We start from the raw sequence: 16,769 nt of genomic DNA on the forward strand, positions 1-16,769 counted from the left end.
ACACTTTTCTAAAGAAAAGTATTGGATTATTAACAAAATACTATTGAATGTTTAATCTTATTGATTTTTAATTTCAATATACCTTACACCACCAACAATTATCTCGCGTTTGTCAGGTTTATTAATGTATACTATTGGTATATCTTCACTGCTATAGAGAATGCTTTGTTCTGATGATTCTAAATTAGTTATTTCCTCCGCTACAAAATAACATTTTTTTTGAAATTTTAATCGTGTTTCAATTAATTTATTATTCTGCATATCCAAACAAAGTACATTTTCCTTATCTGCTAAATCTTCACCTAACAAAATTTTTTCATTTGATTCTTTAAAATACACTTTGTTTCCAAACCTATTCTTTGGAACCTTATATTTTACAAATAAATCTTTTTTCTTTTTAGAATATGAATGTATAAACGTATATTCGTCGTACTTTATAGTATAGTCATCTAGAATCTCAAAAGAGACTCCCGGTTGCGATTTTATGCTTATTTTATCATTTTTTTTAATTAATTGATAAACTTCTTTTCCTATGTATAATAGATTACCTAGAATATAAAAACTTGACACTGAAAATAAGAACTCCCTATTATCAAATTCATACTTATTCAACAAGAACCAATGACCTTGAATATCAATACCCGATTTTTCACGACTAATAAATTTTAACAACCAATTTTCTTTGGGATTTCTATAAAAGCAACGAAAATAAACATTTATACATACCATTCCAATTAACTCAATAAAAATAAATCTAAGTAGAGATGTCAATAACTTAGCAATTGTCTCGTTATTATTTAAGTTTCTTTTATGCACAAATAAATAGTAAACTCCCATTTGCTCATCAAAAGTAACATTTTCTATCTTAAAATCAATGCCTCGATACTTTACAGTTAAATCTTTAAATGAATATAATTTATTTATTATTTTATCAAATTCTAAACTTATTATTCCATGTCTTACATGTTCTCCATCAATAAAATCAAGAATGTACTTTGTATTCCTTAAACTACTATCTCCAATTGCCTTTATTTCTTTACCATTTTCAAATAATTTAACTTCTTTAGGGTCATATTTAATATACTCTAATTTATTATGTAGAATTTTTTCCTCAACACATTGTGATGTTATTAGATTTACTGAGATAAATAATATTGGTGCCATTAGAACTATTATCACTCTTCCACGTACTAAAATAGAGCTTGCCCTTAAAGATAATTTAACTCCAAAAAATTTTGTAAAAAAATCTTCTGTAAATAACATAGAGCCAACTGCCAAGGCAGCAGAAAGAAATCCCCACTGAGAAGTAGTAAGACCACCAAATGCTATCAAAATAATAACAAGTATAATACTAGGGCCAATGGCTAATATTCTATTTTTCTTAAAATATGGAAATAGAAAAACACAAAACACAACTGAAAATAACAATATTGTAAAAATAATACTCATCATGATTTCTATTATATCAAAATGCAATAACCCACTCAAATACACTATTGTTGATAAAAAGAAAAAGACATACATTGAAGTTATTTTAAAATCCAATAAATCGTCTTTCGCCAATAGCATTTACCTTCGGCATTTGATATAATTTTTCTCAGAGGTATTTTTATTTATGAAGAAACAAGCTTTTAGTTCTGAACAGTATTTGAATCTGCAACGTGACCATATTTTGGAGCGTATTAACCAGTTTGACGGCAAGCTCTACTTGGAGTTTGGTGGCAAAATGTTGGAGGACTTCCACGCTGCTCGTGTCCTTCCTGGTTATGAGCCTGACAATAAAATCAAGCTCCTTCAAGAGCTTAAAGATCAGGTTGAAGTGGTCATCGCCATTAATGCTAGCAATATCGAGCACTCTAAGGCTCGTGGTGACCTTGGTATTTCCTACGACCAAGAGGTGCTTCGTCTGATTGATACATTCAACGAGCTCAATATTTATGTGGGTTCTGTTGTTATTACGCAGTATTCAGGTCAACCTGCGGCCGATGCTTTCCGTAACCAACTGGAAAAAAATGGCATCACGTCTTACATCCACTACCCTATTAAGGGTTATCCAACGGATATGAACCATATCATTTCTCCTGAAGGTATGGGAAAAAATGACTATATCAAGACCAGCCGAAACCTAATCGTTGTCACTGCTCCTGGTCCAGGTTCTGGTAAATTGGCGACATGTATGTCTAACATGTACCACGACCAAATCAATGGCATCAAATCTGGTTATGCCAAATTTGAAACCTTCCCAGTTTGGAATTTGCCACTTCATCACCCAGTCAACTTGGCCTATGAAGCTGCTACTGCGGACCTTGATGATGTCAATATGATTGACCCCTTCCACTTGGAAACGTATGAAAAAACGACCGTAAACTACAACCGTGACATCGAGATTTTCCCAGTTCTCAAACGTATGCTTGAACGTATCCTTGGCGAATCTCCTTATGCTTCGCCTACAGATATGGGGGTTAACATGGTTGGTTTCGCTATTACCGATGATGAGGCTGCTAAAGAAGCTTCTAAGCAAGAAATCATCCGTCGCTACTATCAAACCGTTCTTGATTTTAAAAATGAACGTGTACCTGAAACTGCCGTTAAGAAAATCGAACTGCTCATGAACGATCTTGGTATCACGCCTGAAGACCGTAAAGTCGTGGTAGCAGCACGTGGTAAAGCTGAAGAAACCGGTAGTTCTGCTCTTGCGCTTGAATTGCCAAATGGCCAAATCGTCACTGGTAAAAATTCAGAACTCTTTGGTCCTACTGCCGCTGCTTTGATTAATGCTATCAAGACTTCTGCTGGCATTGCCAAAGAAACCAAACTCATCGAGCCTGAGGTGGTTAAACCCATCCAAGGTCTGAAAATTGACCATCTGGGTAGCCGTAATCCTCGTCTTCACTCAAATGAAATTCTCATTGCCTTGGCTATCACTGCTGCTAACAATGCAGATGCGGCCCGTGCCATGAAGGAACTTGGTAACCTCAAGGGATCTGAAGCCCACTCAACCATCATCCTTACTGATGAAGATAAAAATGTCCTCCGTAAGCTTGGTATCAATGTGACCTTCGATCCTTACTATCAATACGACAAATTATATCGTAAGTAATCTATCACTAGAAACAAGAAAGACCTCAGTTTTACCAACTGGGGTCTTTTAGAAATCAACAGAGAAACTAGCTGAATAAAAAAGGAGAACTCTATCAAGTTCCCTTTTTGACAACCCACTTTCTCGTCTCAACCTTTTCTCAAAAAATGGAGAGCAGCCTAGCATTTTTATGAAAAAGTGAGTTAAAAGTATCAAACAGAGGGCTAGGCCACTCCCGATTCTAATTAGTCTACAATTTCTAACTTGAGAAAGGGTAAGCTAAAAAGCAAAATTATAGTAGATAGGACAGCAATGAGTGGGAGGTAACGACCTCCAATAAAGTATAGAAACAATGGTGCTACCGCTATGAGGCGATTTATAAAATTACCTGTAACCCGAACAGTTTGACCATCCTCAACAGTAATCGTATTGGACTTATAGCCCCATTTACCTACACTTAGACGAGCTTTCGATGAAGGTAGGGAGACTGTCACATCTTCAACCCCAGAAACCGTTCCCACAAGACTAGTATCAACCCTAATAGGACTCTTTCTAGCCACCTTGCTCGCTTCAATTGTAATACTAGACACTACACATCTCCTTTTCCTATCTTTCTAACTATATTATACACGCTTTGAAACGCTTACACAAGTGAAAGTCCCACTCTTGCTACCTTTCTAACGGTCATACAAAAATTGTAACCATTTGTTAGAATTAGCAGTTCTTGTCACACAAAAAGCTTTTGTTTAGTGTCAATGGGGTTATAGTGGGTACTACTCTTCTTCTGGATAAACTAAGCCCCAATCTTTGCGGAGTTGGGTCATGAGCTCCATGACATCTCGGCTGTAATTGAGGTAGGTATGATCATCCTTACCTGCAACGGCTGCTTCCATGTCTAGGACTTCATACTGGAGGGCTTTGGCAGTTTCTCCGGCCTCGATGACTTCTTGTGAGCCATCTTCCGTATAGGTGATGACCGCCTTTTGCCCACGTGGGTACTCATAAAGTTCGATGTATCCCTTATCATAAGCAATGGTACCACGTTTAGGTTGTTTAGCATGAAGACTTAGGGTCACTGTCGCCATTTCCCCTTCTGCATTGGTAAGGAGAATACCCGCTTGTTCGTCAACACCTGTCGGTGCCAACTTGACCTGCGAAACCATATCCGTCGGTTGCGACGTCATAAACCAGCGAACAAAGGAAAGAGCATAGACACCGATATCGAGTAAGGCACCACCAGCCAGATTACGATTGAAAAAGCGGTTGGTCATATCATATTCTTTATAAGAACCAAAGTTCATCTGGATAACTTTGAGTGGGCCTAGCTTGCCACTATCCACAATTTCAGAGAGCTTACGATAGATCGGCATATGGAAAATAGTCATGGCTTCCGCCAGTTTAACATGATTTTCTTCGGCCAGTTGGATAGCTTCTTCCAATTCCTCGCTGTTTAGCGTGATGGATTTTTCACAGAGGACATGTTTGCCAGCTGCGAGGGCCTTACGAAGGTAATTAATATGAGTATTGTGAGGTGTGGAAATGTAAATAATGTCCACCTCTGGGTCTTCAAACACCTCATCAATCTCTTGATAAACCTTTTCAATGCCGTATTTTTCAGCGAAGGCAACACCCTTATCATAGGTGCGATTAGCAACGGAATAAAGTTTTCCTCCAAGGGCTTCCATCGCTTGCGCCAATTCGTTTGCAATAACGCCAGTTCCAAGGCTGGCCCATTTATAGTTGATTTGATGTGTCATAGCATACTTTCTTTACTTTTGAATAGTTAATTCATTAACCTGAGATAAGATTTCAACCTCACTAGCTCCTGCCTGAAGTAGAGCTGAAGCTGTGTAGGCCCCCTCAATAAGAGGGACCTGTTGAATGAGAATTTCCTTATCTGAGAATTCCTCAACCATTTCCAGATTCATACGTGCACTGCCTAGGTCGTAAAAGGCCAAAAGACGCTTCGCAGGCTGACTGTCCACTGCTACCTGAACATGATCGAAACTTGATCCTAAGCCACCATCTTCAAGACCACCTGTTGCTGTCAGGGGAATATCGGGTGCGACTTCACGAATGAGCTGAACCAAGCCTTTAGCAATATCAGCAGAGTGGGAGACAATCACAATTCCAAGTTCTGGCATGTCCTATTCCTCCGCTTCTAGCAAGGCTTTGAAGAGCAATCCTGAGGATTGTGATCCAGGGTCAATATGACCAATAGACCGCTCACCTACATAGGAAGCCCGACCTTTAGTTGCCACAATATCCTTGGTGAACAAAACAGCCTGATCAATAAAATCATTCGTTAATTGATCCTTTTTGACGGCTTCTACAACAGGGCTCCAAACATCCACCATGGTCTTTTCACCAACTTGTGCATGACCTCTTTTAACAATCATATCAAGACCTGCTTCAAGAATTCCTGGCAAATCCTGTCCCGCCTGTTCAGCCTTCATCATACCCATGAATGCAGACCCATAGAGTGGGCCTGAGGCACCGCCGACCTTGCTAATCAAGGCCATAGAGACTGCCTTAAAAACCTCAGAGGAACTTTGAGGAGCCGATGTATTAAGAGCTTCAATGGCTGCTGCCATGCCACGCGCCAAGTTAGCCCCGTGGTCGCCATCGCCAATTGGACCATCTAATTCAGAGAGATAGTCTTTCTCTTCTTGTACCATTTGGTTAAAAAGAGTCATCCATTTTATTGCAACTGTTTTATCCATAATATACCCGATTTCTAGTTTTTGTCATTTTTACCATGCGATGGTCTTAACAGGACTTTCCAGAGCTGTCAGCCAAGCCTCATCTTCAATCTTCATAAGGGTTAGTGAAAGACCTGCCATATCAATAGAAGTCATGTAGTTACCCAATTTTCTATAAACCACATCTAAGCCTGCAGCTCCAAGAAGACTTGCCACGTCATTGGCAAAGATATACTGCTCCATGAGTGGCGTTGCACCCATACCATTGATGAGAAGGGCATAGCGCTCACCAGTCTTTGCCTCGAAGGCTTCTATAAGTTTACCAGTCAATTCTTCCGCTAATAGGCGAGAAGGTTGCATAGACTCCTTACGATAACCTGGCTCACCGTGGATACCAATACCATATTCGATTTCATCCTCTGCTAGGATAAAACCAGGCTTGCCAACCTCAGGAACTGTCGCACCGCTAAGGGCCAAACCAATGGTGTGGATATTAGGGACAATCTTGTCAGCCAAGTCTTTGATTTCAGCCAGAGACTTGCCTTCACGAGCCGCATGACCTAAGATTTTATGTACGAAAATAGTACCCGCAACCCCACGACGACCTTGTGTATAGAGACTATTTTCCACAGCGATATCGTCGTCCACAACGACACTGGCAACCTCGATACCTTCCATCTCAGCCAATTCTTGAGCCATCTCAAAATTCATGATGTCGCCTGAATAATTTTTAACAATCATGAAGACACCAGCCCCCTGGTCCGCTTCCTTGATAGCTTCCAAAATTTGATCAGGCGTTGGTGATGTAAAAACTGCACCTGCGATAGCTGCTGAAAGCATACCATCACCCACAAAACCAGCGTGGGCTGGCTCGTGACCACTTCCGCCACCAGAAATGAGACCAACCTGACCAGAAGCCTGCTCATTTCTTGCAATGATGTCAAAACCTGACAGACGATGCACCAAATCATGATGTACATAAGCCAAGCCATCTAACATCTCAGTGACAACATTTTCAGGATTATTGATAATTTTTTTCATGGAATTGCCTCCTTTTCAAAGGTATCATTTTTTTACACTTACATACGCTTCCTTCTGTAATTGCTCATCTCCCTATAAATAAAGGACTATAACGCTTTTTGAGAAAGGTAGCGCAAAAATATGTAAACGCATACATTTTATGATTTAATTGTAGCATTTGCCTCAATCATTAGCAAGGCAAAAGGCAAGCCTCCATTTTCCTGTCCCCCATCATTAAGTAGAAGAAAAATCTCATAAAAAGACGCATTTTAGTCGCCAAAGCTATTGAAAAACCACCATTCAAGCCTTATAATGGAATGACGAATTAACAGATAAGGAGGGGTCACATGACTATCGATTTTCCAAATGAAACAGAGACTCAAAACGAAATGGATGCGGTCCTTCAGGCAGGCCGTCTCCTCATGGAGAGCGGTGCTGAGATTTACCGTATCGAGGACACCATGGGACACATGGCCAAGTCTCTTGGTATTAGAGACTTCTCCACTTACGTGGTCAATCGAGGAGTCATGATTTCCGGACTCAACCGCTCAGGTCTTAAGGAGTCTCGTGTCCTAGCTACCTCAGCCCCTTCTATCCATCTAGGTAAACTAGAGGAGGTTAACCGCCTGTCTCGTGAACTGGCAGAGCAGCCAAATCAGCCTGTTTCTAGTATCTTCCAAAAACTGAGAACCATTGAACACAAGACCTTCTATCGTCCTTTAGAGGATATTATAGCCTGTGTCATTGGTGCAGGTAGCTTCTCGCTAGCCCTTGGAAGTAGCTGGATTGATGGGACTGCTGCGGCTATCTCTGGACTTTTTGTGGGGATTGGCATGCAGCTTTTTTCCCGTTTTATTCATACCAGCTTCTTGCAGATTATCCTCTCTAGTGCCATTGCTGCCTTATCAGCTAATATCCTCTATACTCTGGGCATTGGACAACATCGTAGTGTCATTATCCTAGGGACCTTGATGATTTTGATTCCTGGGGCCTACTTTGTTAATGCCATCCGAGAATTCACCCAGAACAACTACTATAGTGGCCTGGCCCTGATGCTATCGGGAGTCTCCACTTGTCTATCAATCTCTGTCGGTGTCCTTGCCATGATTTCCATTCTCCCCTTTGCGGAGCAACTATCAGGCGTCTTTTCAACACCGTCTACCTCTTGGCTAGAAGTCCTGATTCAAACTGTCATGGCAGGACTAGGGACAGCAGCCTTCTCCGTACTTTACCGAGTACCCAAGAAATACTTCTTAGATCTTGGAACACTAGGCGCCGGCTCATGGCTCCTCTACCTCTTGATTTGGAATAATACCCATCACGAAGTTTTAGCCATCCTCTTTCCTGCCTTACTGGTCACTTTCACCTCACGCTTTTTGGCCCACTACCGTAGATGTCCAGCTACTGTCTTCCTAGCCTCAAGCATGTTCCCACTCATTCCCGGAATGAGCTTCTACCGTGCCATCTACTTCCTCTTGATTGGAAATGCAGACCTAGGCCTCAGCTTCCTACGAGCTTGTTTCCTAGCCTCATTTACCATCGCTATCGCAGTCAGTTTGACACAACAAATCCCTAGCCACTATTTTGTCCTAGGGAAGAAAAAATAAATTGTTGAAAGCCATGGTTTTGTATGCCAGTGGCTTTTTTGATACCTCAATTAAGTAATCAGCACCAAAAAAGGTAGCCCCTAAAAGAAGCTACCTGACAAAATCTCTTTCATAAATCTACTTCAAATCAAAATAGTCTTTGATATCTTTAGGATAACCATACTGTTGGTTCAAAGTCTCTAACAAGACTTTGTTATGACCTGGATAATTGTCATTCCTCACCATCACCCTCGTACAAACATGCCATTAAACGTTCAAAGGGCTCTATATACTCCCAGTACTCAAAAGGGAGATTTGAGATCTTACTTAGATCATTATCATCAAAATGATACACAAGATGGCGTAGTATTTGGTTTTCAATATAATGGATATTTCTCAACTGCTCGAGACTGATTGTATCCAGTTCTATGATGTAGTGACACAAATCTTCAAGTGCCTTTACATCAAATTTTTTCTCCTCGTGTAGTAAGTAGAGAAAGCTCTGATTCTCGGCCCTTTTGTTATCTTCTATCAGATCGCTTTTATACGTCATTCTTACATCCTTTACTTAAATAGCGAAAATTGGCTACCAAGACACTCAAGATTAGAACTACAAAAACACCTAAAATAATAATTGTAATATAGGGGTTAAAGCATAGGCTGATTAACAAGGCAAGACTCATTGTAACCATTAGGTAGCCTAGCTTTCTCGCTACTGACTTACTGATCTCATTTTGATTTTTAGTTGCTAGGCCAACACTTTTAGGAAGATAATTCCCGATTACTAGAAAAATGAGTGCCACTAACCAAATGACAGTCAATCGAACTTGAATTTGGCCTCCTAAGGCAAAAGTCAATATGAGACCTTGGATGACGACCGAAAAAATTGGGATAAGCCATAACATAAACTCTTTTAAGAATAGAATGCTTATTTGTTTAAAATATGAAAATAAGAGATTATAAATGACAAGAGCAATAAAGGGAAGGACAACTATTGCTAGATTGCGATCCATAAATCCATTGGCTTGTTCCTCCACATTAAAGTGGATAGCCACCCGGTTTGGGAGTTGCTGGTAAAGGGCTAAGCCAACAATAACCGGTGTGAGTATCACAATATTACCAACGACTCTTTGCATATTATTTTTCATCGTCTTTTCCTCCAAGTGACTGAATCCAGGTTAAAATTTCTTCAAAAACGGTCAAGTTCAAACTATAGTAAATAAAATTCTTCTGTTTTGCTTCCTCAATAAGTCCTGCTTTTCTCAAGGTAGACAAATGATGAGAAACTGTTGCGGGAGCCAAGTCAAACTGCTGGCTGATTTCACCTGCAGACTTGGGCCCAGACTTTAGATAGTCTAAAATTTCTCTCCTCACAGGGGCAGAGATAGCTTTAAGTGTTTCTGATAATCCCATGACTTCCTTCCTTCTTCCAAATTTTGCTTGTCAGGAGTCCTACACCTAGAACATAAATAGCTAAAATGGCTTCGATTAATAAGATATTGCTGACTATCCCTTGCTGATAAGCACCTGCCAAAAAATCGATGGTAGCATGAAGTAATATCGCCCCAAAATAGAATGAAAGCTTATGCTTAGTGACTGCTAGAAAATCCCAAGCTGTAAGCAAGACTTGTAGTAGTAAGGCAACTAGTCTTTCAAAGAGAGACATGACCACAGCAAAGCCTGTTAATTGATTGACCTGACTTAATAGAAATGAAGGTAACTGACTGGTCTGACCTGAATGGACGGCCTGTAAAACAATGATGTTAGTGAGTAAGCCCATCACTCCAAGCAAGATAAATTCACTAAGACCATGTCCAAAACCGTAGGCTACAATATCAGACGTCATCAAACTTCTTTTCTTTTCGAGAAACTTAAAAACCAAATAGCGTGTTGTTTCTTCAACAAGACCAGCCATAAGTCCTCCATAAACAATGGTAAACCACTTAGAAGAGTGAGCAAAACCAGATAAAACCAAGGCATTGATAGGTCCTTCAATCATCATGACTGGTAAGGCAAAGCCAATCAGTCCCACTAAAAAGAGATTGAGCGAAAACTTCCATCTTTTCCTCAGGACGATAAAACTTATGATGGCGATAACTAACATGGCAATAATTGTCATAAAAAGGAGTGTTTCCATTTGATTTATCCTTTCATTGAGACGGAATAAGAATACTATCTTGGTAAGAATGCCTATTTCTATACTTTTCGAAATAGATTATACGCTTTTCATAGACTACAGTCAATTCTATTTCGAAAAAAATCGAAATAGAATCACAAAAAAAAAAATCGTGAAAACGATCTTTTTGTCATTTTAATTATTAAGCATCACAAACAGATAAATCATCTAAAAAACATGGCGATTGATGACAATCCTATTGCTAGATTAATGTTACGTTCTGATTCATTTTGGAATTCTGTGAGTGTCTTACTCAATTCACTCAATCCTGAACTCAGTGAAATTCCTTTAGAAAGATTGTCAACAGCTAGAACTTGAATAGCTCTGCGTAACTCTGCAAGAAGTTCACCATTATCCTTCTTTCCAACTTCTATTTCATTTTTAAACGTTACGAGCAACTTCCTCTCATTCTCAGTTGTTTCTGGATTTAAAATTAGATTATAGATATTGTTTAAGATATCTTCAATTTGGATATTATTACTTTTTGTCAACTAGAACACTCCCTAAATAGATCATGCTTTTCTCAAGGTAAACATTTGATTTATACCATCATCAAATTCGGAAAGAAATGCTATCTTGGTGAGCACACCTATTTTCTTTTTTTGAAAAAAATTCTACGCTTTTCATAGACTACTGTCAAGACTATTTCGAAAAAATCCAAATAGGAGCACAAAAAAAGACCGTTTTCACGATCTTTTTTTCTTGAGAATTTTCCCTCATTCTCGTCTGTGTGTTCTCTGAGCAGTCACTGGGGCTACTACTGCTTATCTTCCTGGGACATATTCGCCAGTGTCAACATCGTAATAACGGCGTTGGCCATTGACTGTGACGTAGGCTCCTTTAACTTGGCGACCTGATTGGTCAAAGTAAAGGTGTTGGCCATTGATGACTTGTTCACCTGTCACGGCATAACCATCTGCTCCAAAGTAAGCCCAGACGTTAGGCTCGATTTGAGCGAAGCGGTTGGTTACAGGTTGGCCATCGTTTTCGTCATAGTACTTGTAACGACTGCCGACCTTAACGGCCTTGCCCTTGTACTGGATACCATTTTCGTCAAAGTAGTATTCCTTGCCATTGATCGTCCACTTGCCTTTGAGGGCTTGACCTTCCGTGTTGAAGTAAGCCCATTGGTTTGGTGCAATCTCAGCAAAGCTACTTGTTACAAGAGCTCCACTGTCGGCATCATAATAATAAGTCTGACCATCTTCGACAACAGTTTTCCCCTTGACTTGGATACCATTTTTATCAAAGTACTTAAGATATCCATGATCAGCACGAACTTGGCCGATAGCCAGTGAACCGTCGTGTTTGAAGTACATCCACTGGTCATCGCCTACTTGGAGGTAGCGTCCGCTAGCGAGAATACCTGAACCCGGCTCATAGTAATACTTGATGCCATTTTCTTCGACAATAGCTCCCTTAACCTGACTACCATCTTCCTTGAAGTAATAGAGGTTACCGTCAATGTACTGACGTCCAGTGACACGGTTTCCCTCTTTATCAAAGTAGTTCCAAGCCTTAGTTGCTGGGTTATAGACAAAGATGCTACGTCCGATTTCACCTGCTGGTGTGATATAGCGTGCCTTACCATTTTCAAAGATAATAGAATCAGCTCGGTTGCTGTAGGCCGTACCGACACTACCATCTTGGTTAAAGTAATAAGTCTTACCGTCAATGACACGTGAGCCAGTCACAGTGTTACCATCAGCGTCAAAGTAATAACGTTTACCCGTGCTGCTATCTGTCGCAAAGACATTGCGTCCCATGTCACCTGTTTGGGCAGCATAGTAATGCAACTTGCCATCATCTGTACGGACAATGCGATCCTTGGCCTGAATACCCGTTTCACGGTCAAAGTAGAAATGGTGACCACTCCAATGAAGGTTACCCACTACCATTGTTCCTTGAGTCGTAAAAGCACGAACTTGCTGATGTTTGTCATCAAAATCGACGAAGGCATTCTTAATCATGGCACCGTCTATACCGTAATAGTAAGTATAACCGTTGCTAGCACGACGAAGGGCGTTACGCAATTGGATACTATTGTCAAAGAAATAGTAATCCTTTTTATTGATGGTTTGAGCACCCTTGGTCATCTTACCGTCTGCACCGAAGTAATACCAGTTACCGTCACCGTCTTGAACAAATTCATTCTTAACAGCTTGGTTATCACGAAGGAAGTAAACATCTTGTCCACGACGTTGGAAGACTTGAGTGCTTGTAATGGCACCTGTGTCACGAAGTGGTGTTGGCAAGAGTTGGCCGTTGGCTGAAGTATTAAAGTACTGATTGGTCTTGTCATCACGAAGGACAAAGTTGATGCCTCGTCCAAGGATGTTGGTTCCGTTGAAGTACTTAGCAGACCATTTGGTAATCTTTTCATTCGTAGGCAACTGCTTACCATTTGAGATTTGCACACGGTTGAAAATAGATGGGTACTTAGCTTTAAGCTCATCAAGGAAGGCACCACCGTACTTGCCTTGATAGTCTGTACCATCTGTACGTGTATTTGCCACATAGGCCTGGTCAACAATTTGGTAGCCCGCTTGGTGATAACCGTAACCATTTACACGTGTGGCATTAACCACTTCTTTACCAGGAAGGTTATAGATTTGGTCTGGCACCCAGTCAGCGATAGCTTGAATACCGTCTTTGTGCAGAGCTCGAAGGACGTTAAGGAGATCCTCAAGTGATCCGTACTTGTTATTTTGACTCAAGGCCATATCATAACGGTCATCAAAGGCATAACCATTGTCAATCGTTGAATCAAGGAAGGTACCATCCTTACTTGAAACGTACTGTGGTGGAAGTCCAACCGATGTGACACCCCAAGCTTTGAGCAAGTCAGTGTTCTTAGCCAAGACACGGTTCATGTAGAGTTCTGGCTGATCGTCCGCAAAGGCTTGGAAGTTTGAGAAGGCTTCATACATAACTTGCGAATCAAGAGCTGCTGAAGACTTGTAAACTTGACCGTCGCTATTGGCACGGTTACTTGGCTGTGTACGTGCGTCTTGGTTAGCCTTAGCCCCGACTGGTACCCAGACACCGAGGTAACCTGACACTTGCACATTTTCCACACCAAAAACATCATTGGCATTGAAAGTCAAGTTCCCATTCCAGTCGGTACGTTTAAGAAGGTTTGAAGGGACATCAGAATCATTGAGGTAGGTTGCTAGACCATCCTTAGTCGTCAAAAGCAATGGACGGTAAAGCTGATTACGGTGGGCTCTACCCATATTCATCGTTACAGTTTCATTGCTACCCAAGCGGAAATCGTAGTTATTGGTCAAAATGACACCCATCCCTTGCGTACGGGTTTCAGCAGTTCCCCAATCAGTGCTGTTATTGGCACCCTTACCATAACGAACAGATGTCAAGAGGCCGTCATTTCCGACTTTCTTCACTTCCATGTCTTGACCACCGGCCACATACTTGATACGGGCACGCAAAAGGGTATCAATGGCATCAAAATAAGGCGTCTTCTTGGCCATGTAGTGACCATCCTCACGGTAGAGGTCTCCATAATAAACACGTGTTACAGAGTCCTTGTTGGTCAACATGAGGGCATAGACAGATGGCAAGTTGTAAGACGCATAAGTCTTGTGAGCTGTATTGATATCAGCGTTATAAATCTCAAAGGCCTTCTTGATTTCATCACGGGTGAAATTGTAGCCAAACAGATTTGGGTTAATACGATCACGGATGATACGTTGGATAATGGTTTGGGCTTCAGTATCGTGGGCACGGGTGAAAATATAGTTAGCCATACGCTCACTATTTTTATCGTTGGCTCCACGTGGATTCAAACTACTGTTGATGAAAGCCGTCATGTCACCAAGCTGCATACGTGTATTTTTATCACGCATCAAAAGGTTGGTAAGAGCGTTACGAAGGGCATTATCAATCGGCAGTTGCACCCCCTTAGTATCCTTGTTGTAGTATGGGTCGTTGGCAGACCAGGCTTCCAAGTATGACAAGTGTTTGATCGCATTAGCTTCAGACTTGTCAACACCATAGGCTGCCTTGAAGTAATCTGACGCAATCTGGAGAAGGTCAGCATCCACATTGTCCAAGGCATCGACACGCAAACCGTCAAAGTTGGCTGTTGGGTCATTGGCCATGATACTTCCGATATTCATCATAAAGTGGAGCCAGTTAAGTTGCTCCGCCTGAACAGCTGGGTTTGAGTTGTCAATATCGTTGGCAAGCAAGAACTCAAGACCACCGATAGAATTATCCTTGAAATACTTACGTGTCCCACTCTGGTTTGTCGGTGTGCGGTTAAGCAAACGATAATCAGAGTTGGCGTAGCTAGTACGGTTGCCAGTATCACCCTTACTGTTGTTGAAGAGCAATTGTCCGCCTTGTAAGTGGTCATATGAACTATTTTCAGTACTGCTATTCCAACCTGGCTGCGTCTTGATAAATTGGTCAATACTTGTACGCAACCAGTTGGTATTGCCTTCACGCGCGATACGTTCTTCAATCTTAGTCTGAACCATCTTGGCAGCTTGATCTAGACTTTCCTGACTAGAGTTGGTTGAAAATGATCCTGCACCAAGACCTTGATTTTGCATGTAGTTAAGGTAGTTAACCTGAGTTGACTTGTCAGGCCACCAAACCATCAAGAGTGGACGTTTGTCCGCTTCAGTTGAAGCTGTCCAAGTCTTACCATCCTTGAGAATACTCTTTGGACGGTACCAAGCATCTGCTGTGATGAAGGTATCGAGTTGGTCCAAAGATTTGTTATCGTTTTTGTAGAGCTGGTTTCCAGATGAAAAATCCACAGCTGCCTTGATAGGTTCTGTTGAAAATTCATCCTGTGACTTGATCGCAAGAGCCCCTGTTTCAGCATCAAAGTAATAAGACTTACCATCTTGCTCAAAGACAAAGTTCTTACGCACACTACCGTCACTATTGACATAGTATTGTTTGCCATTGATCCATTGGATACCAGTCGATGTATTGGTATTGGCTTCACGAGTTTCTGCCAAGGCACGGCGACTAGGTGTACGAGCTTCTGTATTTGCCGTATCAGTTGTTGCTGCACGGTCTCTCGTAGTAGCTGTTGCAGTCGCATTATTTGTATCTGTAGGTGTAGCACTCGTATCAGCCGCAGATGCTTGCACATTTGTACTTGGTGCTACTTGACCTGAGTTAGTTTCCACTGTCGCTGCGTTTGTAGTAGGTGCCGCTGTTCTATCTGTAACATCGGTTGTCGTGTTAGTCGCATCTGCGACAGGAATGTTGACGCTAGCAGTATTGGCATCTGCTGAGATAGTTGGTGATACCGTAGTTGCTGCATCATTCGTTGTGGCAGGCGCTTCTCGAAGCAAATCCTGACTGCTATCACCCGACTGATTCGCAGCATTTTGCTCATCGGCCTGAACCTGTTGGTCTTCCAACAAAGTGCCACCAGCAACGGTAACCATTGAGAGTGCTGTTACCCCAATCGTTACCCAATTCTTCTTCACTTTATGCAGTTTAAAGCGTACTTTTTGTTCCATAATATATAACCTTTTTCCCTTATAATATTTCTATCATAAGCTATTTGACAAGGGAATACAATTACACAACTATAATGTCAGCTTAATGTAGGCACCTTTCTTTTCTCAGAAAGGTGGTCTAAATGAGGTAACTCCTAAACCGGAGATGACATAACTAACGATAATCATTAGGCTAGGGACTTTTTAACAACTCCTCCCAAGCCTACAAAATTAATGTAAATTTAAATAAAAAAGCCTTCATTTCTAAGATGAAATAAAGGATTTGGCTAGAGATACTGAAATATAACTGTGAAAACCTGCGTGATTAACTCATTCGAAGGTCATGGCGCTTTCCATGTTTGGTAGCCCGAAAAACTCTTGGATGGTATTTTTACACAAGTTGTTTTATTTGTGACATTAAGTTCCATAACACCCTTACTCTTTAATCAAAAATAGCTGAGTCTTTCTGAGAATTATAGCCCGTTTTCAGCCAGTTATAATAGGATAGTTCAGTATTCCTTGGTCGGTTTCAGAACTTTCAACGGAAGCCAAAGTCATCTTATTTTAACGAGTAGTTTTAAATTTTCCTTTTAATTAGAGACAAGGGTAGCACATCTCAACTTATTATCTTTTTCGAAGAAATTTTTATTTTTGAACACTTTATATTTTATATTGTGTGAAATATAAAAGGTCTTTTATCAAAAAATAAGAAAGTTTTCT

The 16,769-nt window shown here is 40.8% G+C and carries 14 protein-coding genes; 2 read left to right on the plus strand and 12 right to left on the minus strand.

From position 1 onward, the window contains the following. Positions 1–57: 57 nt before the first annotated feature. Positions 58–1,563, minus strand: coding sequence for a hypothetical protein (locus tag QRD39_RS01275; protein ID WP_037608946.1), 1,506 nt, complete (start codon positions 1,561–1,563; stop codon positions 58–60). A gap of 52 nt (positions 1,564–1,615) precedes the next feature. On the opposite strand from QRD39_RS01275, the gene QRD39_RS01280 reads away from it, so the two are divergent. After that, positions 1,616–3,100, plus strand: a complete 1,485-nt coding sequence (locus QRD39_RS01280) for a DUF1846 domain-containing protein (RefSeq protein ID WP_285955377.1) — start codon at positions 1,616–1,618, stop codon at positions 3,098–3,100. Positions 3,101–3,324: 224 nt separating this feature from the next. Here QRD39_RS01280 and QRD39_RS01285 read toward each other — a convergent pair whose 3' ends face one another. From QRD39_RS01285 to dhaK, 5 genes are all read right to left on the minus strand, one after another. After that, complete coding sequence (locus tag QRD39_RS01285) at positions 3,325–3,669, minus strand: hypothetical protein (RefSeq protein WP_021151656.1); 345 nt, start codon at positions 3,667–3,669, stop codon at positions 3,325–3,327. A gap of 183 nt (positions 3,670–3,852) precedes the next feature. Next, on the minus strand, positions 3,853–4,836 hold the full coding sequence (locus QRD39_RS01290) for a Gfo/Idh/MocA family protein (RefSeq protein WP_285955378.1): 984 nt from the start codon (positions 4,834–4,836) through the stop codon (positions 3,853–3,855). Between the two features lie 12 nt (positions 4,837–4,848). Continuing rightward, positions 4,849–5,223, minus strand: a complete 375-nt coding sequence (gene dhaM, locus QRD39_RS01295; RefSeq protein WP_285955379.1) for a dihydroxyacetone kinase phosphoryl donor subunit DhaM — start codon at positions 5,221–5,223, stop codon at positions 4,849–4,851. Between the two features lie 3 nt (positions 5,224–5,226). After that, complete coding sequence (gene dhaL / locus QRD39_RS01300; RefSeq protein WP_285955380.1) at positions 5,227–5,802, minus strand: dihydroxyacetone kinase subunit DhaL; 576 nt, start codon at positions 5,800–5,802, stop codon at positions 5,227–5,229. A 30-nt stretch (positions 5,803–5,832) separates the two neighbouring features. Next, positions 5,833–6,822: a dihydroxyacetone kinase subunit DhaK gene (dhaK, locus tag QRD39_RS01305; protein ID WP_008535031.1), complete on the minus strand. Its 990-nt coding sequence runs from the start codon at positions 6,820–6,822 to the stop codon at positions 5,833–5,835. 326 nt (positions 6,823–7,148) lie between these two features. Between dhaK and QRD39_RS01310 the strand changes: the two genes are divergently transcribed. Further along, positions 7,149–8,408, plus strand: a complete 1,260-nt coding sequence (locus QRD39_RS01310; protein ID WP_008535032.1) for a threonine/serine exporter family protein — start codon at positions 7,149–7,151, stop codon at positions 8,406–8,408. A 211-nt stretch (positions 8,409–8,619) separates the two neighbouring features. Here QRD39_RS01310 and QRD39_RS01315 read toward each other — a convergent pair whose 3' ends face one another. The 6 genes from QRD39_RS01315 to QRD39_RS01340 form a co-directional block, all read right to left on the minus strand. Further along, on the minus strand, positions 8,620–8,940 hold the full coding sequence (locus QRD39_RS01315) for a hypothetical protein (protein ID WP_285955381.1): 321 nt from the start codon (positions 8,938–8,940) through the stop codon (positions 8,620–8,622). Then, positions 8,930–9,535 (minus strand): DUF1648 domain-containing protein, encoded by a 606-nt coding sequence (locus tag QRD39_RS01320; protein WP_285955382.1) that lies wholly within the window; start codon positions 9,533–9,535, stop codon positions 8,930–8,932. The genes QRD39_RS01315 and QRD39_RS01320 overlap by 11 nt, the downstream gene beginning before the upstream one ends. Further along, entirely contained in the window at positions 9,525–9,800 is a 276-nt protein-coding gene (locus QRD39_RS01325) for an autorepressor SdpR family transcription factor (protein ID WP_285955383.1), read from the minus strand. The genes QRD39_RS01320 and QRD39_RS01325 overlap by 11 nt, the downstream gene beginning before the upstream one ends. After that, a complete protein-coding gene (locus QRD39_RS01330; RefSeq protein WP_285955384.1) occupies positions 9,778–10,524 on the minus strand; it encodes a YhfC family glutamic-type intramembrane protease in 747 nt (248 codons plus the stop codon). The genes QRD39_RS01325 and QRD39_RS01330 overlap by 23 nt, the downstream gene beginning before the upstream one ends. Before the next feature lie 203 nt (positions 10,525–10,727). Beyond that, positions 10,728–11,054, minus strand: a complete 327-nt coding sequence (locus QRD39_RS01335) for a bacteriocin immunity family protein (protein WP_285955385.1) — start codon at positions 11,052–11,054, stop codon at positions 10,728–10,730. Positions 11,055–11,327: 273 nt separating this feature from the next. Continuing rightward, positions 11,328–16,070 (minus strand): glycoside hydrolase family 70 protein, encoded by a 4,743-nt coding sequence (locus tag QRD39_RS01340; protein WP_285955386.1) that lies wholly within the window; start codon positions 16,068–16,070, stop codon positions 11,328–11,330. Between the last annotated feature and the right edge of the window lie 699 nt (positions 16,071–16,769).

Origin of the sequence: Streptococcus raffinosi, assembly GCF_030284685.1 — a bacterium.
Classification (GTDB): domain Bacteria; phylum Bacillota; class Bacilli; order Lactobacillales; family Streptococcaceae; genus Streptococcus; species Streptococcus raffinosi.